Source organism: Aquimarina sp. MMG015, assembly GCF_018100855.1.
GTDB classification, from domain to species: domain Bacteria; phylum Bacteroidota; class Bacteroidia; order Flavobacteriales; family Flavobacteriaceae; genus Aquimarina; species Aquimarina latercula.
This window is the reverse complement of sequence record NZ_JAGJEB010000017.1, coordinates 51,019-74,584: the sequence shown is the minus strand read 5'-3', so window position 1 is coordinate 74,584 and position 23,566 is coordinate 51,019. Positions and strand designations below refer to the sequence as shown.

The following is a 23,566-nucleotide window of genomic DNA, read 5'->3' as shown; positions in this document are numbered from 1 at the left end:
TTTTTTAAGCATTATGAGTACCAAAACAACTACGCAAAACGATCAGAATATCGTTAAGAATGTGTTTACTAGTTTTCTAGAGGAAAATGGTCATAGAAAAACACCTGAGCGCTACGCTATACTTCAGGAAATTTATGAAAGTGAAGAACATTTTGATATAGAATCACTTTATATAAAAATGAAAAACAAAAACTATCGTGTTAGTAGAGCAACACTCTACAACACTATAGAGCTTTTATTAGATTGCAAACTAGTTCGTAAACATCAATTTGGTCAAAGTCAGGCACAATATGAAAAATCATATTTCGACAGGCAACATGATCACCTTATTTTAACTGATAGTGGTGAAGTCCTGGAGTTTTGTGATCCAAGAATACAATCCATAAAAAAAACAATCGAAGAAATTTTTGACGTAGAAATTACAAATCACTCACTATATTTCTACGGAACCAAAAAGAAACCCACTAATCAAGAAAACTAATGGCGGTAAACTTATTACTTGGTCTTCAATGGGGAGACGAAGGTAAAGGAAAAATTGTAGACGTTCTTACAAAAAATTATGATATAATTGCGAGATTTCAAGGAGGACCTAATGCAGGACATACTTTGGAATTTGATGGTATCAAACATGTATTACATACGATTCCAAGTGGAATTTTTCATGATAAAGCAATCAATTTAGTAGGTAACGGTGTCGTAATTGACCCAGTAATATTTAAAAAAGAATTAGATAATCTTGCTAAGTTTAATTTAGATTATAAATCAAAACTTGTTATATCAAGAAAAGCACATCTAATATTACCAACACATAGAATTCTTGATGCAGCATCCGAAGCTTCTAAAGGAAAAGCAAAAATTGGTTCTACTCTAAAAGGTATTGGACCAACGTATATGGATAAGACCGGTAGAAATGGTATCCGTGTTGGAGATCTAGAACTAAGTGATTGGAAAGAACGTTATAGAAATCTTGCTAACAAGCACGAAGCTATGATAGATTTCTACGATGCAAAAATTGAATATGATTTAGAAGAATTAGAAGCTGAGTTTTTTACAGCTATAGAGACTTTAAAATCTTTGACTTTTATTGATAGTGAAGAATACCTATACCAAGCACAAAGAGATGGTAAGAAAATATTAGCAGAAGGAGCACAAGGATCTCTATTAGATATAGACTTTGGAACATATCCTTTTGTAACATCTTCTAATACAACTGCTGCAGGAGCTTGCACAGGATTAGGAGTTGCTCCTAATAAAATCAAAGAAGTATTCGGAATTTTTAAAGCATACACCACTCGTGTAGGAAGCGGACCATTTCCAACAGAATTGTTTGATGAGGATGGAGAAACTATGGGCCGTGTAGGTAATGAATTTGGAGCTACAACCGGAAGAGCACGAAGATGCGGATGGTTAGATTTAGTTGCATTAAAATATGCTGTTCACGTTAATGGTGTTACTCAATTAATGATGATGAAAGGTGATGTATTAAGTGGTTTCAAAACTCTTAAAGTATGTACTGCTTATAAATATAAAGGAGAAACGATCACTCACCTACCCTACAATATTGAACCAGAAAATGTAACTCCGGTATATACAGAAATGAAAGGTTGGTCAGAAGATCTTACTAAAATGTCTGATAAATCAGAGTTTCCAAAAGAGTTAAATGAATACATCGATTTCTTGGAAAAAGAATTAGAAACACCAATTACTATTGTTTCTGTTGGACCAGATAGGACTCAGACAATTCATAGATAATTTTACACATAAATTATTATAAAATATATTCCTCAAGCAGTAAAATGCTTGAGGATTTTTTTTTCATAAAGCCAAAAGCTCACTTCGAATACAAACGGTTTGTTTATTAACCTCCTAAATTTTCTATTCCGGAATATGGTTGATTAATTATAATTCAAAACCTTTTTTAGCTATATATATTAACTATACTTTTAGTAAGTTTTAAGAGTAGATCTTATATTACTTTTAAGAAGAATAGTATATTTGCAGCGAATTTGAAAAACCCTTAATTGAGAGTCTTTTTTTCTATATTAATATTCATTGCTTTTGCTTTAAGACCAGCAATAGAAATAAGTAATGTACTCTACTATCAGTTAAATATTGACACCATTGTAGAAAAATATTGTGTTAATAAAGAAAGGCCAAAATTAAACTGTAACGGAAAATGTTATCTAATGACTCAAATGAAGATGAGTAAGACGACTTCTGATACTCAAAACAGTTCTTTAACGGTTATTGTAGAAGCTTTTATTCCTCTCTTTTTTGAAGACAATATAATTCAAATCAAAAACATCTCTCAATTCTATTTTGAGGATAATTCTAATTGGAAACCAATTCACTTACACACTAAAAATGTTTCCAATAATATTGATCGCCCACCAGAAGTTTCTTTCTCTTAATCACTTAAGTAGTGATCTTTTTTTTAGTGAAATCGGCCAAGAATTATTCTAGGTTGATCAACTCTATATATTATTTATTTAAAGTTGTTTTAATCAAGTTACAATATCTGTATGTGATAATTTCTTGAATAAACAGCTATACAACTACAAATCATTTATCAAATGAAAAAATATATCTATGTCATTATTATAATGACAGCACAATTTATATCTGGGCAGGAAGAAAGCAAAGAAAATAAATGGTCAGGATCAAGACCTGATGGACACGCTCCTATATCCGTAATGGGAGATCACACACACGGAAAAGGTGAATTCATGTTTAGCTATCGCTACATGTATATGAATATGGAAGACCTTAACAGAGGCAGTGAAAATGTAGGTTTCTCTAATGCGTTACGCCCTAATGATGTATATATGGTTACGCCTACAAGTATGCCAATGAATATGCATATGTTAGGAATGATGTATGCGCCAAGTGATAAAATAACCTTGATAGCAATGGTAAATTATCTATCCCAAGAAATGGATCATCTTACTGCTATGAATGGAGTATTTACTACAGAATCTTCTGGGTTTGGTGACACAAAGATTGCAGCATTATATAAATTCTTTAACAAAAATAAACAACAATTACACGGTCAAATAGGAATATCTATACCTACCGGTAGTATTGACGAAAAAGATGTAACTCCAGCTTCTACTCCAAACAAAGTGATACTGCCATATCCAATGCAAATTGGTAGTGGAACTTGGGATACCGAAATTGCGCTAACCTATCTAAAGCAATGGAATATTCTTTCTTTTGGTACACAAGCAAGAACTACACTTAGAGTTGGTGAGAATGAGAATGAATATCGTCTAGGAAACAAATATAGTTTAAACAATTGGTTAGCCATAACTGCAACCGATTGGTTAAGTTTTTCCGGAAGATTCGAATTTGGAGCTATTGATAAAATAAGCGGAATTAATCCAGATCTAAATCCAATGATGGTAATTACAGCAGATACTGCTAATTCTGGAATGACTTATGCAAATGCAGGTTTAGGTTTTAATTTATATGCCTTTAAAGGAAGCCTTAAAAATCTTCGTCTTGGTTTTGAAGCTGCTATTCCATTATTTCAGAATATGAACGGTGTACAATTAAGAAATAAAGAAACCATTACGTTAGGTCTACAATACGCTTTATAAATACTTACTTAATAATTAATAAACTAGGTAATTATCTATTGAATGATGATCCTACCTATACATTACATATAATGAAAAACATACTAATGTTAGCTATATTCCTTGTTTACGGAATTAATAGCTACGCACAATCTTTTCAAGGAAAAGTTGTAGATAATTCTAATAATCCATTACCAGGAGCAACAATAATAGCATCTAATACTACTACAAATGGAGTAATGAGCGATATTAATGGGAGCTTTACAATAACACTTCAAAATTCAAATCAAGTTACCATTAGCTTTGTAGGATATACAACTAAAGAATTTTCTCTTACTAATGGTGTTAATATTATCCGTTTATCTCTTGATAATGTTGCTTTAGAAGAGGTTTTTGTAACTTCTGCAAGTAGGGAAATTCAAAAACGTTCTGATGTTCCTGGATCTATCGCTACTATATCTGCAAAAAACATAGAAGAGACAAAAGCTTTTGGTATTGATCAACTAGTTAATCAAGTTCCTGGAGTTTTTATGTCGACTTCTAGAGCAGCGAGTAATGAACAGCATTTTATGGCAGTTCGATCACCTATTTCTACAAAAGCTTTGTTTTTATACCTGGAAGATGGATTGCAAATACGACCTACCTCTGTATTTAATCATAATGCATTATTAGAAATGAATGATATTTCTTATGATCGCATAGAAGTACTTAAAGGCCCCGCATCTAGTATTTACGGTAGTGAATCTATTGGAGGTAGTTTTAATTTTATTACCAAGAAACCAACAGAAAATCTTAGTGGTAGCTTAGGGTTTCAGACCAATGATATTGGATTAACTCGTTATGAATTAGAAGTTTCTGACAGAACCAGTGACAAATTTGGGTTCTATTTAGGAGGACATTATGTACAACGAAAAAATGGCCCTATAGAACATAGTGACTATGAAAAACTAGCTGTTACATTTAAGACTGTATATGATTTTTCTGCAACCACAAAATGGACAACAGTTCTAGACATTGTAGATTACAGATCAGATATGACTGGTTCTTTAAGTGAGTCCGATTATTATGGAGGAAATTTCGAAAGTGATCAAACTTTTACTGAACGAGAAGCTCTAGCTTTTAGACTAAGAACTACATTAGACAAATTCTGGAATGATCGTAACAAAACCTCTTTTAATTTTGTTTTCAGGGATAATACGATGAATCAAAATCCATCCTATAGAGTACGTCAATTTAGAGACCAAGGTCAGTTAACTGGATTTGGTTCTGGAGAAATAAACTCTAATCAATTTAAAAGTTTTGTAGGTTTAATACAACATAAGCTAGATTTTAACTTTGCTAATTCTTCTTTAATACTAGGCGCCACAGGTGATTTTTCTCCACAAAAATACGTAGCAGAAACAACCAGTGTTATTGTGGACACAGAAACTGGAAGGAATACAGACTTTACTCTCAACTCAGGAGATTTTATATTAAATTACGAAGCAGATATTTTTAATTACGCAGGATTTCTGCAATATGAAATATCACCTATAGCACCTCTAAAAGTAACCGCTGCAATTCGCTACGATGGATTCGAATATGATTATAACAATCAGGTAGATGGTATTGTAGGTGTAGAAGATGCCGTAGATAATTTTAACAATCTTACTCCTAAACTGGGAATCAACTATAACCTTTCGAACCAAACGGGTATCTATGCTAATTATTCTCAAGGGTTTACCCCTCCACAAGTTTCTACTCTATATAGAAATCGTAATCAGGTACAAGGAATAAAACCTAGTAGATATAATAATTATGAAATTGGTGGGTATTATTCGATTCCGTCAAAACTTACTTTAGATGCGGCCTTATATGTTTTAGAAGGAAAAAATACACTTATCACACTTAGAGATGAAGATGACAATTTCTTTAATACTAATGCAGGTAAAACTAGATCTTATGGAATAGAATATGGCATTACTTATAAAATTCTTAAGGAATTATCTATTTCGCACAATGGTAGCTATGCGAAACATGAATATGTAGATTTTTTTGATTCAGGGATTGATTATTCTGACACAGAAAGAGAAACCGCTCCTAGTCTATTAGGTACTTCAGCCATTACTTATCGTAAGGATTTTGAAAATATTAGCTTTAGCATAACAGGAGAACATGAACTGGTAGGGAGTTATAATACCAGCTTTGAGAATCAAGTAGAAAACGATGATGGTTCTTTTAGTACAGCTACTTATGATGGTCATACTATTTTTAATCTTAGAGCATCATTAAACTATAAAGGAATTGTGATATGGGGGCATGCTTTAAATGTTTTTGATGAATTGTATGCCGCAAGAGCCTCATATAACGTGTTTAGAAGCGAAAATAGTTTCACCATAGGAAACCCAAGAGCTTTTCATCTTGGAGTTCGATATAATTTTTAAAACCAGAAGTTTCTAAAATATAGTTATGATCTACTGTCATAGTAAATATGTGTTTAAAGAGTCGACATCTCTACAATTGGTTTACACATATTGTTTTCTATTGTGGGGTAATAGAAAATAATGGCAGTAGATCTTTTTATCAACCAATGATAATTCTACAATCATGAAAAAAAATTCAAAACTTAATAAATGGCTTTGGAAATGGCATTTTATCGCAGGATTAATATCTCTTCCATTTATTCTAATACTTTCTATTACAGGAATTATTTATTTATTTAAATCTGATTATGAGACTCCGAGACAGAAACATATAAAAGAAGTAGTTATTACGGATAGTCCCATTTCTCTACAAGAACAATGGAAGATAGCTAATGAAACAGCTATCAAAAAACCAAACTCAATGGTTATCTCAAAATCTCTTAATCACGCTACAGAATTTGTCTCAGGAAGGTTTGGAGGTAAGAGTAGTTTATTCATAAATCCATATTTGGGCACCGTTTCTGGTGAGATCATTGCCAAACAAACAAATATGCATACGGTTCGAAAATTACACGGAGAATTGTTAATGGGCAAATTTGGCACTAAAATCATCGAATTAATTGCAAGTTGGATGATTGTTTTAATTCTTACTGGCTTATATGTTTGGTGGCCAGAAAGAGGATGGAAATTAAAAGGATATTTTATCCCAAGAACAAACCTAGACCGTAGAACTTTTTATAGAGATATTCATTCTATTTCAGGTTTTTGGATATCTATTTTATTAGTAATGATTTTACTAGGAGGTTTTCCGTGGACAGATGTTTTTGGAGAAAATTTCAAAAACGTTCAAAAGTTAACAAATACTGGATATCCAACAACCTGGAGAGGCCATCAACTAAAATCGAATATTACTGGAACACCATTAACCTTAGATCAAATGGTGCAAAAAGCAAAAACTATAAAACTTCCAGGTGAGGTAACGGTAAGTTTTCCTAAAGGACCTAAAGGGGTATTTAGTGTATCTAACTTTAATCCTTCTGATTTAAACACCCAACAAAAAATACATTTTGATCAATACTCCGGTGAACCCATTCTAAAACTTACCTGGAAAGATGTAGGAGTTTTAATGCGCGCAAGAATGTGGTTTATGGCGTTTCATCAAGGTCAGTTCGGTATCGTTAATTGGTGGTTAATTCTTCTTACTGCGATCACGTTAACCATAATGAGTGTATCAGCCATTCTATCTTATTTATTAAGAAAACGAAAAAAAAGTTGGGGAGTTCCAAAAGTTCCTTCATCTTTTAAAGTTGGATATGGAATTATAATCCTACTTATACTACTATCGTTAGTATTCCCATTATTTGGAGCAAGTCTATTATTAATTTTAGGAATGGAATACCTAAGAAAAAAACAATCTCGTAAAATTTCCTAATCTATAATATATCAGAATAATACATATTCAAAAAAGTAATACATTTGAACTATTAAAAACCAAGACCAATGAAAAGTAAAAACATATATTTCTTAATATTAATTACCGGACTTCTAACAAACTTTGCGTGTAACAAATTGTCTCAAGAAGAGCAAGAGTTCGATGCTTTGATGCAAAAAGTAATTGACGTACACGATGAAGTAATGCCTAAAATGGGATCTATGAGCTCTTTAATAAAGGAATTGGAACCTAAGATTGATACCACTTCCGTTGGAAAACCATATGAAAAAGCACAAAAAGATCTTAAGGATTCTTATGATTTTATGATGGATTGGATGAGTGATTTTAGCTCTAAATTTCCTCACGGTGAAGAAAATACCGTTGATGACATGGAAAAGTTCACCGCAAAAATGAAAATGCTACAAGAAGAAGAAATCAAAGTTAATAAGTTGAAACAGCAAATTAATTTGAGTATTGCTAATGCCGAAAAGCTTTTGAAAAAGTCATAATTCTTCTTTCTACATATAGTTTCTAAAATTGTTTTATTTTTGCTGCTGCAACAAATCGCTTAAACCAATGAGAAAAATTATTTTATTAGCCTCTGTACTATTATTTACCAATTCGTTTGTACATGCACAAAAAAAGAAAGACCTAATTGCGGAAATTGATAAGCTTAGACAAGAACTAAAAGGCACCCAAGGAGAGCTCACAGAAGCCAAAAAGAATGAAAGAGTAAGCGAATCTAAGGTTAAAACTATGGAAGCGCAAGTAGCTGATCTTAAAGAAACCAACGCTAGTCTTTTGGCTAACATGAATAGTTTCACTGAATTATCAAATAAAAAAGCTACTAACTTACAAACGTCTCAAGAAATCATTAAAGCAAAAGATAGACAACTAAATGTTATTAATGATGCTATTACTGCTAATGATTCAACGAATTTAGCTGTATTTAGTCAATTTAAAAACGCTATTGGAGGCGATAATATAAAGATTAGCGGAAGTACTATATTTATAATTCTACCTAATACAACTCTTTTTGGAGAAAATGACAAAAATTATATTGTAGATGATAAAGCGAAACCAACTTTAGAAAAAATAGCTGCTACATTGAATGCAAATCCTAATCTTACTATTACAGTAGAAGGAAACAGCAATGCACTAAAGCTTGATGGAAAAAAACTAATTGACAATTGGGATTTAAGTTCTAGACAAGCTGCATCAGTAGTTAGAGTACTTCAATCTGATTATAAAGTAGATCCAAAACGCATGGAATCTTTAGGTAAAAGTGAATACGGTACGGAAGGTATAGAAACAATAACTCGTATTATAATTGATCCTAAATTTGATCAGTTTTATAACCTAGTTAAAGATAATATGAAAAATTAGTCTTTTAAAAGAATCTAATAATACAAATTAAAAAGCCCAACTAGTAATTACTAGTTGGGCTTTTTAATTATCGTGATTAAGAATTTAGTAACTTATACTATGAATTAGTGAGTTTTCTATTTTTAAATTCTGTTGGATTCATAGTAGTATGTTTCTTAAAAAACTTAGAAAAATGTCCTGCTTCTTTATATCCCAATTCGTAAGCAATCTCTTCTGATGTTTTATCAGAATATAGCAACAATCTTTTTGCCTCTAGCACTATACGTTCATTAATTGTTGCCAATGGCGATTTATCACTGTATTTATTAAATAAATTAGACAGTGTCTTAGGTGATTTAAACAACAACTCTGCGTATTCCGCTACTTGATGTTTTTCTCGAAAATGTTGTTCTATAAGAATATTAAATTTTCTAATTATGTCTAACTGGTTATTCGGAATCTCAGATTCTGGTAAGTCTTCCTTAATTAATCTTCTCGATTTTATCAAAAACCTTTTTAAAAGTGTCTGAAGCATTTCTCCTTGGATCTGATCTTTATTTTCAAATTCTTCTCTAAAAGAATCAAACATCGTAGAAAAACTTACTTTTTCTTTTTCATCAAGGGATAATATTTGCGGAACTGAAGAACCAAAAAACAAAAAACCATTACAAGATACTTCTTGATCATGATCCCTTATACAATAAAATTCTCTATTAAATACCAGCGAAATAATTCCATCCGTATTGTTTTCTATTTCTAATACATTAAGTGGAGTACAAAAAATAATTTGATCTTTTTGTAATTCTATAAGAGATCCATCTATACGAAAACTCACTTCATGATCTTTACTCCATATAATCTTATATAACCCTTTATTTCTGAGTAAATCTAGTGATGAAGAACAATTAAAATTCGTAAGAATAAATGAGCTCTCATCCTTTATACTTGAATAATCTAATCTCATATTCAAATTAACAAATAAATTTTATCAAAAAAGAAAAATCTACCATTCTTAAGGAATAATTATCATTACAGAACCTCTATTACCAGACTAACTTTGCATATATAATTAATCTTTAAATAAAATACATATGGAAACTACAATAGAAACCAATTTAAAACATGTTCATCAATTATTAGCTAAGGGAGCTTTCATCGAAGCAATGGAAACTTATTTACACGATGATGTAGAATTAAGAGAAAGCAATGACAAACCTAAAAAAGGAAAGGAATTCAATTTAAAATTTGAACAAGATTTTATTGATAACCAGCTTTCTGAATTTATTAGATATGAGGTTAGAAATTACGCCGTTAACGGAAATCATTCTTTTTATGATGCTATTATGGAACTGAAACTTAAGGATGGAAGCACAATGCTTTCTGAACAAACAGTAGTAACAGAATGGAAGGATAATAAAATCTATAGAGAGCGCTATTATCACGCATAAGAAATACTCTTTTTATAAAGAAAACTTGCAATATGTATTAAGATCCAATCAATTATTGATTGGATCTTAATACATCCATACTTTAATAACGATATTCTCTTCTAAATTCTAAAGGTGTTTTATCTGTTCTTAACTTGAATACCCTAGAAAAATAAGCGTAGTCCTCATAACCTAAACTTTCTCCAATTAACGATAAGGAACTATCCGAGTGAACTATTAACCTTTTTGCTTCTAACATAACACGTTCTGTTATCAAATCTGTTGTAGTTTTATTTAGTGTCGTTCTTGCAATTCTATTTAAATGTTTTGGGGAAATGTTTAGTTTTTCTGCATAAAACTTAGCTGATTTTTCATTTTTATAAAACTGTTCTATGATCACTTCTAGAGAAGCTAGGGTTTTTAGATACGTCGGAGTTGATGATAAATATTCCGTCTTTCTATTAATATACAAACGAGATAAATCTATATAAATTAGATCTACTAGACTCACTATTTTATCCTTATTAAAAACCAACGTTTGGTTATATTCTGAATTTATTTGTTCGAAACATGATTTGATTACGGGCATCTCTTCTTTAGTTAAGTTCAAATAAGGAGGGTTTTTATATGAATAGTAAAAAGGAAATCGCTGAAGTTTTTTGTTAGAAAACTGAAATTCATAAAAATTCTGAGAATGAAAAAAGATATACCCTTCTGGTTGTTCTTGAAATTTCCAATAATGTGTCTGACCTGGCATTAAAAAAAATACACTTCCCGGCTTTACAGTATAAGAATCAAAATCAACCTCGTGTATACCAGAACCTTTCGAAAAAAATACACATAAGAAAAAGTCATGCTTATGTGGTTTATGAAAGATATTCTTGTTTTTAATTAAATGATTTTTAAGATCATTACTGTAAAAATCGGTTAAGGATTCTTCCTTGTCAAATTGCGTTATATTTAATATTGGGATCATTTAAAAATCAACATAGATGTCTTAAAAGTACAAAAATAAGCAACAAATCTATGAATAAAAAAATCACATACTTAACTATTTTTGTATCTAAATAAAAGCATTGATCATTTCATTTTAAGAAAAGGTAACAAACAACAAAAGTCGTTAACTTACAAATCAAGAGCATATGAATTTTTTAAAAGGAACAAAAGCTTATAGTATTATAAAAGGCACTTGTCCAGTTTGCCAAAACGAAAGTATGTATTCTGAGAAAAACCCATATTTAATTAAGGACACGCTAAAAATGAATGAACGATGCAGTTCTTGTAACACAAAATATAAAATTGAGCCCTCTTTCTTTTATGGAGCTATGTATGTTAGTTATCCAGTGGGTATTATGTTCGCAAGTACCGCCTTTATTCTGTCTTATCTTTTACTTGGTATCAACCTGATACCTACCTATTGCATAATTGTAGTGGTTATGATAGTTTCTCTTCCTATAATTCTTAGAATATCCAGAAATATTTGGATCAACTTTTTTATGAGTTACAAATAACTACGGGTTTAACACACAACATAAAACAACAACCCGTAAACAGCTGGTATACTTGCAAAAAAACAGCTTTCACTGAATAAAACCACCCATTCACAGAAAATAAAAAGTCATCTAGCAATACTTACAAACGTTCTACTGAAAGCACCATTTCCTTCAACAATATTAGTCGTAATTATCAAGTTATTTCTTTTGAATTCGCTTAGCTAAGTATTTAAAGAAATTTTGATTTTGGATCAATCTACATTGTGAAGATATTATAAATATCATTTTAGAATTCGACACTTACTTTTTTAAATATTATTTGACGTCGAAATAATATTTAGAAAGCCGTATTCTCCAATCAGAAATGATAGAGCACGGTTTTTTAATCTAACAATTAACTATACAATTTATGAAACTATCAAACTTTAGAATACTACTAGTATTCTCTATTACGGCTATTTTTATACAATCTTGTTCATATGACAATGAAGAAATAGACTCAGAAACATTGGATACTGAAACCATTGATGATCTAAACAAAGGTCCTAATGAATCTGATACTACTATCGATTTGATCACTGACTGGAACTCTTTATGGGTCGAATTAGATCAATACGCATTCGGGATGCGACCTAATGCAACCGCTAGAGCTTTAGCGTATATACACTTAGCAGCGTATGAAACTGCTGTGCACGATATGAGAGGATATCGTTCTATAGAAAATAGACTGGATGGATTGCAAATAAATGATCGCGAAAGAGATAGAAATATCAGTCTAGACTTAGCATTAAACACATGTTACGCTATTGTTATGGATCATTTTATGAATAACATTGATCCATCTATAGACAATAAGATAGGCCTACTACAATCTGAATATGAAGATCAACTTTCACAAAGATTAAGACGACGAGATATCAGAAACTCTATCGAATGGGGAACCCACGTAGCAGAACAAGTTATTGCTTATAGTCAAACGGATACAGAAGCAGAAACACAAATTTTAGAACCACAACCACTTGATTACGAACCGCCTGTTGGTCCAGGTTTATGGAGCTATAGTGCAGAACCAGAACGTGGTTTATTTCCTTACTGGGGAAAAGTAAGAACTTTTGTAATTTCTTCTGAAGAAACTACTAGTATTCCTCCACCATTAAATTATAGTACAGATCCAAATAGTGATTATTTTGCAGAAATGAATGAAGTGTACACAGTAAGTACAAGAGCTACAGAAGAAAATAATGAAGAATTATGGATCGCAGAATTTTGGTCAGATGATGTAGAAGGTTTAATGGTAAGTCCTCCTGGAAGACAAATTGCTATCGCTAATCAATTAATAGAAAAATACGATCTTGATTATGATAGATCATTAGCTATGCTCCTTAAACTAGGTTTTTCTTTAAATGATGCAGCTGTTTCTTCATGGGCTGATAAGTATGAGTATTTAGTAATGCGGCCAAGTGTTTATATTCAAGAATTCATTAACCCTGATTATCAAACAAACTTATTTAAATTTATTTTTTGGCCAAACCCTACATTCCCAGGATACCCATCTGGTCACTCTACATTTGCTTCTGCTGCTGCAGGAATATTCATAGATGAGTTTGGAAACGATACTAATTTCACGGATCGAACACACGAAGGTAGAACAGAATTCTTAGGTCAACCAAGACAATTTGATTCATTTACAGAAATGGCCGAAGAAAATGCTTTTTCAAGAATTCCACTAGGAGTGCATATTAGGATCGATTGTACAGAAGGATATCGTTTAGGGTATGAAATATCCGATGCAGTAAATAGATATCGATTAAGAAACTAATCATATGTTCAAACTTATTCTAATATAAATTGATCTTATATTATAGTTTCTACGCATTCTGTTTTAATGATCTTTTATAAAAGAAGAGATAAAAAATCCAATCAGTAATGATTGGATTTTCTTTTGTCGGGTAGAGAGGATTCGAACCTCCGATCTCTGGTCCCCCAGACCAGCACTTTAACCGGACTAAGCTACTACCCGAAATTTGGGAAACAAATATAAAAATACTTTTGTTATAGAGAAGGGTTCTTATTCTGTTCTAAAATTTTAATCATTTTAAACGATTTCAAGAGATGAAATAAACCCGGAAGAATAACTGCTCCACCAATAATTAATGATATTCCTAGTACATTAATCACACTATCAGGAGCTATTTGATCTAATAAGCTTATACTTCCATTTTTACTAATAATAATATTAGGAAAATGTGATATTAATGCAGCAAGTAAAATTAAAAAAACCTGTAATCCAGCAAAAAGTCTACTTAGCACTCTCCTACCCTTTTTTATAGTAAACCAAAGAGGTATTAATAATATTCCCGAAATTATCATGGATACAATAGCATAAGGATCTGTGATAAAATTCTTTACAAAAAAATAATCATCGACATATCCATATATAAAAGTTATCAAACCCATAACAAAAACTACAATGGTCGCTATAGCTGCTTTTCTTATATAAATATTTTCTTTTCCATCTTCAGATTCACCAATAAGCAATACTGATGATAAGAATGCACATAAAGCTGCAAAAAACAATCCCACTAAAATACTAAAAGCATTAAACCAAGGTTTTACAAAAATCTCGTAAAAAGTTAAATTACTCACATCTTCGGAAAGCTGAATTTGACCGCTAATTAATCCACCAAATACCATCCCTAAAAATATCGGGGTAATCAAACTCGATATTTTAAACATAGCATCATACAATTTTTGAGAATTATCAATTATCGCATCATAATGTCTAAAAACAAAAGCAACTCCTCGTAGCGTAACTCCTAATAACACTATTGTTAGAGGAATATGTAGATTAACTACCAATATATTGTAATATGCAGGAAAAGCAATCCACAAAATGACGATCATAATGATAATCCATATATGATTTGCTTCCCAAACAGGACCCATTACTCTATAAATTGTTTTCTTTGTTATTTTTTGATTCTCTTCTGAAGAAAACAGTTCTACAATCCCTGCTCCATAATCTGCACCTCCTAAAACCACATATAAATACAAAGAAAATATCAAAAAGAATAATACTACATACAACATAAACTAATCATTTTTGGCATTAAGAACTTTAATTTGGCGAATCATCAACCAAGTAACGGCAACAGATAGTGCTAGATATACTACTATATATGTGTAGAAACTAAAAACGATTCCTGGCATTGGAGTCACCGCATCTTTAGTTCTCATTATTTTATGAATAATCCAAGGTTGTCTTCCCACTTCTGTTACAATCCATCCAGCCTCTAAGGCTATAAAACCAAGAGGAGCTAACAAAACAAAGAGTATCCAATATTTATTATTATTCAACCATCTTTTCTTTTTTAAAGAAATAAAATATAACAGTCCAGCAAGCATTAATATTCCACCAATACTAACCATTGTCTGAAAAGCATAATGCACTATAGGAACATTCGGACGTTCATCCTCTGGAAAATCATTCAACCCTTTAACCTCAGCATCAAAATCTCCAAACGCTAGAAAGGATAGCATCCCAGGAATAGCAATTTTATATTTTACTTCTTGGGTATCTGCATCAACGATACCGCCCAGATATAATGGAGCACCTTTTTCTGTATTGTAGTGTGCTTCCATTGCCGCTAATTTCACCGGTTGTCTCTCCGCGATATCTTTTGCTGATATATCTCCACTAATTGGTTGTAATATTGCAGCAATCGCTCCGAATGTTAATGCAATTTTAAAAGCTTTGGTATGCAGTGCTACCTTTCTTCCTTTATATACTTGATACGCATGAATTCCTGCTACAGCAAAACCAGTTGCTGTAAAAGCAGCTAATGTCATATGTAATGCCTGGGTAAACCAAGCCGGATTTAGCATCGCTTGTACTGGATCAATATTTAAAAACTGACCATCTATATAATCAAATCCACTAGGAGAATTCATCCATCCATTTGCTGCTACAACCAAAATTCCAGAAGCGACTCCGGATAATCCAATTATAACACCAGTAAACCAATGAAATTTTTCTGGTAATTTATTCCAACCATATAGATAAAATCCTAGCGCTATTGCTTCTACAAAAAAAGCTGCCCCTTCTAGTGAAAAAGGCATTCCTATAATAGGACCCGCATGCTTCATGAATTCTGGCCATAACAAACCTAATTCAAAAGACAAAGCAGTCCCTGAAACTGCACCAGTAACAAAAAAAATTGCCACTCCTTTTTGCCAAGCTTTTGTTAGCGTTAAATAAATTTGATCTTTAGTTTTTAACCACTTATAATGTGACACCACCATAAAAAAAGGCATTACCATTCCAATACATGCAAAAATAATATGAAATATTAAGGTAAATGCCATCTGGAGTCTTGCTGCATCAAGGTTTTCCATAGAAAATTTTTAGAGAAAGAATGCTATTCTAATTACTCTATAAAGATACGACTCAAAGCCCATTCTAAGAAGAAAAACAGTAAGTCTTTTACTTTTTTTTCCATTAAATTTTAAAGCTTACAAATATTAAAAAAACATAAAATCAAACCCATTATAAATCTATTAACATCTTCTCATAAAACTCAATAACTTTTTGATGATTATAAGTAGTATTTCTTAAATACACTTATCTTTAATAACACTTTACACTGAAATCTTTATTTTCGTGGATAGACCAATTTATTTTACACAAATGTAATGGACATAATATCTATTAGAAAAATACTTATATGCATAACATTATGCTATTCTTTTCTTTGTATTGGGCAAGAATCGATTAGTATACAATTAGATAGTGCTATTGATTCTTTAGACGCTAATCCTAATTATTCTTATAGCGTTTTATCCAAAATTTCTAGAGATAAAGAACAACAAGATTCCATAAAATCTAAAGCCAAACTTTATCTAGGAAGCTACTTCAATTCCATAGGTGTTGTGGATTCATCTATGTATTACACAAGAGCCTCCTTAATCCACTTAAGAAATAAAAAACATTTAGCACAAGCATATAGATTATTAGGTTCCAGTTTTAGACGAAGCGGTAACATGGATGAAGCTATAGAAATGTTATATAGAAGTCTTAAGATTTCTGAAGAAATTGATTATATAGAAATGATTACTAAAGTCAAATCTGATTTTGGAATTTTAAACGCTAATAATGAAAACTATGATAAATCTATTCAATTTTTTGAAGAAAGTAATGCAGCCACTACAGATAAAAAAATCATTTCATCTAATTACATAAATATAGGAGCTGTATATTTTAGAAAAAAAGATTATGACAATGCAGAAAAATTCTTTCTCAAAGCTTATGAAATGATTCCTCCTAACACCTCTCCAAAGGCCTCTGCTACGTTAGCTTTAAATATTGGAGATGTTTTACACGAAAATAAGAAATATGAAGAAGCTTTAGCATATTTTAATGATAGTAAAAAGATTGCTGATCTTCATGGTTTTAAAGACAAAAGTATCAATGCCATAGTACACAAATCTAAAGCTATAGCTGCACTGGGAAAACCGCAGGAAGCTATTAACCTACTAAATAATAGCTTGGCTCCAGCAAAGCTGATCTCAAATTTAGAAATACAAAAAAACATTTATGAAAACCTAACGAATATTTACACTTCAATTGATGATTATAGATCCGCAAATCTAGCTTTAAACAATTTTCATACTTTAAAAGATTCTATTAGTGATAGTAGACAAAAAAAGACAATAACTGAATTAGAAGTAAAATATGAAACTGCAACTAAAGAAAAGGAAATTTTACTTTTAAAAGAAGATCAACTCTCTAGCGAAGCAGAAATAAAACGACAACGTTTATTAAGACGGTTTTATATTATTGGTTTTATCATTGTTCTAATCCCAATTATTGGTTTACTTCTAGTATATTATCAAAAACTACAAGTAAAAACAAAATATAATGCTCAGAAAGAAGAAATCAATCGCCAGAAAACTGCTTCTTTTCTAAATGAGCAAGAATTAAAACTGGCAAACACCTATGTAATCGCTCAAAACGAAGAACGAAATAGAATTGCAAGAGAACTGCACGATAGCATTGGAGGAAATATAGCAGCTATAAAATTACAGATGATTAACATCGAGAAAGATAAAAAAACACAAGCTACGATTATCGATCAATTAGATAATACATATCAACAAGTTCGAGAGATTTCTCATAATTTGATTCCAAAAAAAATTAATCAAACTGCATTTGCCAATTATATACGAGAATACATAGATACTATAGAAAAAGTTACAGATCCGGATATTACATTTATACCACATCCAATAGAGAAAATTAATACAATTAATGATAATCAAAAAGTAGAAATTTTTAGGATTATACAAGAACTAATGACCAATGCTCTTAAACATGCTAAAGCAAGAGTCATTGAAATATGTCTTAATGCATATAATGATTCTATAGAAATTATTTTTGAGGATGATGGTATTGGTTTTGATTCTAAAAAGGAAACAAATGGTATTGGTTTACAAAATATAAAAAAGCGCTTAACGTTATTAAAAGCAAAAATCGACATTGATTCTGCTATTAATCGTGGAACAGCTATACGGATTGAAATACCCATTGTACTAAATGACAAAAAGTAACACATATAAACTAGTAGTAGCTGATGACCATAAAATGTTCTTAGATGGTCTCTTAAGCATCATATCCCACGAATCTGATTATGAAATTGTGTATACTGCTAGTAACGGTTTGGATCTTAAGAAGTATATAGATATTAATACTACTGATCAAATTGATTTAGCAATATTAGATATTAATATGCCAAAAATGGATGGTGTAGCATTGAATCATTATATCAAAGAAAATCATCCCACTATTAAAACTCTTATTGTTAGCATGCTATCTGAACCTCAAAAGATTTATGAATTAACACAGGCAGCGGTTAATGGATACATCCCTAAAAATGCTAAAAAAGAAGAGCTTCTTAAAGCAATTGAAACTATTTTAAAAGGTTCTAATTATTTTTCAAACAGTATCAAAGAAGCTTACACAAAAAGTATTTTTGAGCAAAAACAGCATAACGAAATAAATCTCAGTAAACGTGAGAAAGAGATATTACAGCTTATTGCAAAAGAATACACTACTCAAGAAATTGCGGATCAATTATTTTTAAGTAAATATACTATAGAGGGATATCGTACAAGTTTGATTTCTAAGTTAAATGTAAAAAATGTCGTCGGGTTAGCAAAACATGCTATTAAATTAGGTTTAGTAGATTAAAGACTAATATCTAAACCTTTTACATACATCCTACACCAGCATCAATTACAATTTCGGTTCCTGTATTTACTAAATCACACACAGCATTTGGCATAGAAACAATGTTATTTTCCGAAATATCCAATACTTGTAAATTTATCAAATTACTAAGCTTAACAGGTATTTCTTCTATCATATTTGTTTTTAACAACAGGTTTTCTAAAAGAAATAAATCCCCTACGTTCTCATTAATTTCAACTAAATTATTTCCAGATAACTGAAGTCTTCTTAGATTGGATAGTTTTGTAATTCCTGCAGGAATAGTACTTATGCCTGCATTGTAAATATCTAACCTAGTTAATGTTTCTATTTCTAAAACATGATCTGGTATGGATCCTAATTGATTGGAGGAGATTCCTAAACTAGTTAATTTAGATAGATTTGTTATTTCTTGTGGCACCTCTAATAATTCGATATTATTAATGAATAATGTATTTAACTCCGAGAGTTCAAACAGTTCTGAAGGCAGTGTTTGTAAAGCATTATTAGACAAACTCAAATATCTCAGTTCTGTAAGTTTATTAATATCAGCTGGTATATCTACTAACATATTGGTATACATTCTTAGATCCGTTAGTTTTTCTAGACTAAAAAATTCTTCTGGAATTATTTCTATCTGATTTCCGCCGAGATTTAATACTCTTAAGTTATTAGACAAATCCTCAATCTGTCTTGGAATTTCTGTAATCATATTACCTTCTAACGATAATGTTTTAAGGTAAAACAAGTCACAGATTTCTGGAGGTAATACAGTAAGTCCTTTTTCGTCTAGCTCTAACCCTATTATCTTCTCATCTATAACTACGATACCTTCCCAAGCATAAACATTGTCACTAGTTATATCCCAGCCAAGTGTATTATCAGGGTTTTGATTAAAAATAGTAAGTAAAATCTCTTGATCTGTACTAGCAACAACTCGTACTCTTACTGTATAGTCTGAAGTTGTACCATCTTCTGCAATCACGCTATAATTTAAAGGATCGGAAAAATCTACAAAAATATCTGTACCTTGGATAATGGATGCAGATTCTGAAACTTTTATATTGGGTTTCAATGCTCTAACTGGAGTACCATATGGTAATACTACAGATATTATCTTATCATTCTGATCTATACGAGCACTAACATCAATCTCTAATTCTTCATTATCTGATGAGAGAAATGTAAATTCTAATATTTCTTTTTCGTTATTTAGTAAAATAACATCTGCCCCATCTATTTCTTTAGAACAAGAAAATATGATCAAACTACACATTACTAAAAGTAGGTTTTTATAGGTTAATAAGCCCTTCATAGGTATTGGTTTTAAGAGTTTTATTATTTGTGTGATATCTCTAAATCAAAAGTAGGAAATAAGGCTAGCGCGTACATCCATGATTTCCATAAAAAACATCCCCTGAAAACCACTGAGTTTTTATTAATATAACACTCAAAAATTATAATCAAACACTATCAAATAGATAATTCGAAAACTATATGAGTTTAATTTCGAAATCAAATTTTGAATTAATTATTTAATCTATTTCGAATGTACTTGGGAATTTGAGTTTTTTGTTCTTTACTATTTATTAACTCTATATATTTAGCATAAGACTTTCTTGCATCTTCTTCATTTCTTAAGCTCCAATATGCATCTCCCATATTCAAATAAGACTGAGAGTTTTCATGGTTCTGTAAAACAATTTTTGATAAAAAGATTGTTTCTGAATAAAGTTCTCTCCTTTTTAAATTGCCCTCTATTTGATTATAACTTAATAAATTGCTTTTTGAAACAGGGATTTCTCGAGTAATAATGGTTAATAATTTTTCATTTCCAATAATATCAAAATAAGATCGTTCTCTTAGACTATCTACAAGTGGTTTTAATACTAGCTCATTTACTGTCTGTAAATTATCTTTAAAATAAATTGGTTTTAATTCTAATGAAGCTAACGTATGTATTTCATAGTTATTTATTGATATTGTTTTTAGTACCTTAGAACCTTCAAAGCTAAAAGAATTTCTACTACTCCCATAAAACGCTATTTTTTTCAGATAAAAATTATCAGCGTCTTCCTCCCCAATAAAATGATTAAATAATATATACTCATTACCAAAACTAAAAGTATAATTTATATTAAATCCACCACTAGAGCATTCAAGATCAATGTCTGGTAAGGAATCATAACCAAAAGTACTTCTGTTAATTTCTATATTTTTTTTAACAACAATTTTATTTTTTCTTTTTATAATCAGTTTCAAAATTAATTCATCTCCTATAATTTCTTTCTGAATTAAAATTGTTGACAACCTATTAGTTTCACAGGATAAAGTATACTGATTACCTTTCAAAACTGAACTAGAAGTGGTTTCATAACTATTTGTACTAGCACAATTAAAAAATGAACTAACTAACAAAATCAAAACAATCACAAAGGGCTTATAAACATTATTCATAGTAATCATTACCTATTTCTCATTTTGTTAAATCTTTCAGCCATATCTGTACCTCTTCTTGTTACTCCATAATCTTCTAAAATTGCAGTTTCATAAGTCTGATGATTATCTCCCCAATTTAATGGATTCTCAGACACATTAGGATTCCTTGCGAAAAAATTATTCAAGGAATCTCCAAGATCATTTCTAACATATGCAGGTCTATTTATATGATGATCTAAAGCGGTCGCTCTTCCTAATCGTGATATTAAAAAATCACCTAATGTATGAGAATAACCTCTAGGTACAATTGGCAAAACCCTATCTCTTAATCTTGAGATAAAATCTTCTATTTGTTTTACTTGAAAATCATTATCATTTACTGCATTAACTATAGGTTCTAGTGGCTTACATTTTATTCTGGAACCGAAAGTAGAGGCATCAAAGCCCTCCCTTATTTTACGCTTTAAATCGCTACCTGTAATTTTTTGAGCATTAGGATCATCCGGATCTTTATAGAACATAGTATTATTCTCTACTGTCCAACCGCAACTTTCAAAAAGACAAACATATTTCTCAGCGTTAGAATTTTTAAATTCTGCTACCTGAATAGGGAACTCTCCTTGTCCAGTAGGATTAATTGTTTTTTGCATTGCGCCAGCAGTAACTATTTCACTATCATATGATTGAACCGAATCAAGATTACCTTCGTTTGGAGACATAATTATAAATATATCTTTTTCCATACTAGTAACTATTCCTTTTGAAATTATTTCGTTCCATTTAGCATAATCTTTTAATTTGTAACTACCGTTATATATTGGTCCATATACTTTAACCGTTCTACCATATCTTGTGCATCTAAACTGTCCATCATATTTTTTCCCGCAATTACAAACCTTAAGCTTAAAATATGAATCGTTATTTTCATTTAAAAACTCCTCATCATAATCCTGTTTATCTCCACTTACTTTTACTTTTAACCACAAAAAATCTATTACCGGGGGTAATTCCGGCTTTTGATTAGAGGGTAGAGGATAATCCTCTGGATTAGTAGATACCTCTGACCCAATTTGTGGCACATCTGATCCAAAAGTTAGTGGAACAGACGGAGTAATTAGTTGCATTTCTTCTACAGAAGGAGGAGGGAGACTAATAGGTTCTTTAGGTGTAAATTTTTCTTTCCATTCACTGTAGATCGTATCTGGATCTTCTACTTTGGGACGAAATTTAATTTTTACAACAGCTTCTCCTCGATCGTTAAAAATAGCTTTTAGTTCGGTTTTATTTGTATTCTCATTTGGTTCTTCTGCTTCTATAGTATCATACTGAATAACTGTAAGTGGAATTTCATCCTCCATTAATAAAAATGGGCTCCTTTCAAAAATTTCTATAGTTGCTTCTTTATCTTTTAAAGCAAACCCTTTTACAAAAATATAAGCATCTCTACCTAAAACACCACTTTTAATTTCTATAAACTCTTCTGTTTCTTCTATTGTCATCACTGGAACCGAAAGTTCTGTATCTTTTGGGTACTCACCATTTTCAAGTACTGAAGCTACAAGTTCTTCTGTAGTATATAAATCTTGACTTTCTAAATTTTCATTATAATTATTAGTTATTGCTGTAACTATTCTATTATAATTTTCATCAGAAACAATTGTCATTCTACTTCTAAATTTATAAAGTTCAGAAGGAGATCCTACATTCTCAGTTCTACTCTTTTCTATTTTTCTTTTTGCAAAGTATGCGTCAAGTAGGCCTTCTTCAGCTTCATTGGTAGCAAAAGTAGTTTGATTCGCATAATCAGCCCAATTACGATTAATCTCCTCAATTCTTTTAGAACGAGCTTCTATCAATTGTTGTGCTGCATTAATTCCTTCTTTATGTCCACTCATTCTAATATTCTTTTTATTACAAATAGATGTAATAATTCATAAATTTAGATGCCATTTATTTCTAATCATCCTATACAATTTACAGATTTCAATTCTAGACGATTTTCATTAACTTTAAATCTGTAAAGAGTCATTGATTCTATTTCTTGGTCATTTGCCTTAACAGGAACTAAAAGAAGATTGTTTTCCATTCTCACTGGATCATAACTTCTTAGCACTTCCATTAAATCCACTGTAAATATTTTTTTATTTAGTATTTTGTTCTTTAATA

21 protein-coding genes and 1 tRNA gene are annotated in these 23,566 nt (G+C 30.9%); 13 read left to right on the top strand and 9 right to left on the bottom strand.

What is annotated here, in order from left to right:
- Window positions 1–13 precede the first annotated feature (13 nt).
- The 8 genes from J8L88_RS22220 to J8L88_RS22185 all read left to right on the top strand — a co-directional run bounded on the left by J8L88_RS22220 (window position 14) and on the right by J8L88_RS22185 (window position 8,798).
- A complete protein-coding gene (locus J8L88_RS22220) occupies window positions 14–481 on the top strand; it encodes a Fur family transcriptional regulator (protein WP_027394175.1) in 468 nt (155 codons plus the stop codon).
- Window positions 481–1,752 (top strand): adenylosuccinate synthase, encoded by a 1,272-nt coding sequence (locus J8L88_RS22215; RefSeq protein WP_118385846.1) that lies wholly within the window; start codon window positions 481–483, stop codon window positions 1,750–1,752. Before J8L88_RS22220 ends, J8L88_RS22215 begins: the two co-directional genes overlap by 1 nt.
- Window positions 1,753–2,021: 269 nt before the next feature.
- Window positions 2,022–2,411: a hypothetical protein gene (locus tag J8L88_RS22210; protein ID WP_091412896.1), complete on the top strand. Its 390-nt coding sequence runs from the start codon at window positions 2,022–2,024 to the stop codon at window positions 2,409–2,411.
- 162 nt (window positions 2,412–2,573) lie between these two features.
- Window positions 2,574–3,599 (top strand): transporter, encoded by a 1,026-nt coding sequence (locus tag J8L88_RS22205; RefSeq protein WP_211061884.1) that lies wholly within the window; start codon window positions 2,574–2,576, stop codon window positions 3,597–3,599.
- A gap of 71 nt (window positions 3,600–3,670) precedes the next feature.
- Window positions 3,671–6,001 carry a TonB-dependent receptor gene (locus tag J8L88_RS22200; protein WP_211061883.1) on the top strand — a complete coding sequence of 777 codons (2,331 nt, stop codon included), beginning with the start codon at window positions 3,671–3,673 and terminating at the stop codon, window positions 5,999–6,001.
- 163 nt (window positions 6,002–6,164) lie between these two features.
- Window positions 6,165–7,412 carry a PepSY domain-containing protein gene (locus J8L88_RS22195; RefSeq protein WP_211061882.1) on the top strand — a complete coding sequence of 416 codons (1,248 nt, stop codon included), beginning with the start codon at window positions 6,165–6,167 and terminating at the stop codon, window positions 7,410–7,412.
- A 68-nt stretch (window positions 7,413–7,480) separates the two neighbouring features.
- Window positions 7,481–7,921, top strand: a complete 441-nt coding sequence (locus J8L88_RS22190; protein WP_118385842.1) for a hypothetical protein — start codon at window positions 7,481–7,483, stop codon at window positions 7,919–7,921.
- Window positions 7,922–7,988: 67 nt separating this feature from the next.
- Window positions 7,989–8,798: an OmpA family protein gene (locus J8L88_RS22185; protein WP_108805564.1), complete on the top strand. Its 810-nt coding sequence runs from the start codon at window positions 7,989–7,991 to the stop codon at window positions 8,796–8,798.
- A 97-nt stretch (window positions 8,799–8,895) separates the two neighbouring features.
- Here J8L88_RS22185 and J8L88_RS22180 read toward each other — a convergent pair whose 3' ends face one another.
- Window positions 8,896–9,741, bottom strand: coding sequence for an AraC family transcriptional regulator (locus tag J8L88_RS22180; RefSeq protein ID WP_027394168.1), 846 nt, complete (start codon window positions 9,739–9,741; stop codon window positions 8,896–8,898).
- Window positions 9,742–9,868: 127 nt separating this feature from the next.
- Between J8L88_RS22180 and J8L88_RS22175 the strand changes: the two genes are divergently transcribed.
- Window positions 9,869–10,225, top strand: coding sequence for a hypothetical protein (locus tag J8L88_RS22175; RefSeq protein WP_027394167.1), 357 nt, complete (start codon window positions 9,869–9,871; stop codon window positions 10,223–10,225).
- Between the two features lie 82 nt (window positions 10,226–10,307).
- Here the strand turns inward: J8L88_RS22175 and J8L88_RS22170 are convergent, their stop codons facing one another.
- Window positions 10,308–11,180, bottom strand: coding sequence for an AraC family transcriptional regulator (locus tag J8L88_RS22170; protein WP_211061881.1), 873 nt, complete (start codon window positions 11,178–11,180; stop codon window positions 10,308–10,310).
- Between the two features lie 166 nt (window positions 11,181–11,346).
- Here J8L88_RS22170 and J8L88_RS22165 point away from each other — a divergent pair, with 166 nt between their 5' ends.
- Window positions 11,347–11,715 (top strand): DUF983 domain-containing protein, encoded by a 369-nt coding sequence (locus tag J8L88_RS22165; protein WP_108805561.1) that lies wholly within the window; start codon window positions 11,347–11,349, stop codon window positions 11,713–11,715.
- Between the two features lie 391 nt (window positions 11,716–12,106).
- A complete protein-coding gene (locus J8L88_RS22160; protein WP_211061880.1) occupies window positions 12,107–13,516 on the top strand; it encodes a vanadium-dependent haloperoxidase in 1,410 nt (469 codons plus the stop codon).
- 126 nt (window positions 13,517–13,642) lie between these two features.
- Here the strand turns inward: J8L88_RS22160 and J8L88_RS22155 are convergent.
- The 3 genes from J8L88_RS22155 to J8L88_RS22145 form a co-directional block, all read right to left on the bottom strand.
- A tRNA-Pro gene (locus J8L88_RS22155) sits at window positions 13,643–13,717 on the bottom strand.
- A gap of 32 nt (window positions 13,718–13,749) precedes the next feature.
- Window positions 13,750–14,787 (bottom strand): cytochrome d ubiquinol oxidase subunit II, encoded by a 1,038-nt coding sequence (locus tag J8L88_RS22150; protein WP_118385840.1) that lies wholly within the window; start codon window positions 14,785–14,787, stop codon window positions 13,750–13,752.
- Between the two features lie 3 nt (window positions 14,788–14,790).
- Complete coding sequence (locus J8L88_RS22145; protein WP_211061879.1) at window positions 14,791–16,092, bottom strand: cytochrome ubiquinol oxidase subunit I; 1,302 nt, start codon at window positions 16,090–16,092, stop codon at window positions 14,791–14,793.
- Window positions 16,093–16,389: 297 nt separating this feature from the next.
- Here J8L88_RS22145 and J8L88_RS22140 point away from each other — a divergent pair, with 297 nt between their 5' ends.
- Together J8L88_RS22140 and J8L88_RS22135 are read left to right on the top strand one after the other, a co-directional pair.
- A complete protein-coding gene (locus J8L88_RS22140) occupies window positions 16,390–18,303 on the top strand; it encodes a sensor histidine kinase (RefSeq protein WP_051336217.1) in 1,914 nt (637 codons plus the stop codon).
- A complete protein-coding gene (locus J8L88_RS22135; protein WP_211061878.1) occupies window positions 18,290–18,943 on the top strand; it encodes a response regulator transcription factor in 654 nt (217 codons plus the stop codon). Before J8L88_RS22140 ends, J8L88_RS22135 begins: the two co-directional genes overlap by 14 nt.
- Before the next feature lie 19 nt (window positions 18,944–18,962).
- On the opposite strand, the gene J8L88_RS22130 is transcribed toward J8L88_RS22135, so the two are convergent.
- The 4 genes from J8L88_RS22130 to J8L88_RS22115 all read right to left on the bottom strand — a co-directional run bounded on the left by J8L88_RS22130 (window position 18,963) and on the right by J8L88_RS22115 (window position 23,528).
- Complete coding sequence (locus J8L88_RS22130; protein ID WP_211061877.1) at window positions 18,963–20,276, bottom strand: leucine-rich repeat domain-containing protein; 1,314 nt, start codon at window positions 20,274–20,276, stop codon at window positions 18,963–18,965.
- A 212-nt stretch (window positions 20,277–20,488) separates the two neighbouring features.
- Complete coding sequence (locus J8L88_RS22125; protein ID WP_211061876.1) at window positions 20,489–21,427, bottom strand: type IV pilus biogenesis/stability protein PilW; 939 nt, start codon at window positions 21,425–21,427, stop codon at window positions 20,489–20,491.
- Window positions 21,427–23,295 carry a hypothetical protein gene (locus tag J8L88_RS22120; RefSeq protein WP_211061875.1) on the bottom strand — a complete coding sequence of 623 codons (1,869 nt, stop codon included), beginning with the start codon at window positions 23,293–23,295 and terminating at the stop codon, window positions 21,427–21,429. Before J8L88_RS22120 ends, J8L88_RS22125 begins: the two co-directional genes overlap by 1 nt.
- 65 nt (window positions 23,296–23,360) lie before the next feature.
- Window positions 23,361–23,528, bottom strand: a complete 168-nt coding sequence (locus J8L88_RS22115) for a hypothetical protein (RefSeq protein WP_170837162.1) — start codon at window positions 23,526–23,528, stop codon at window positions 23,361–23,363.
- Between the last annotated feature and the right edge of the window lie 38 nt (window positions 23,529–23,566).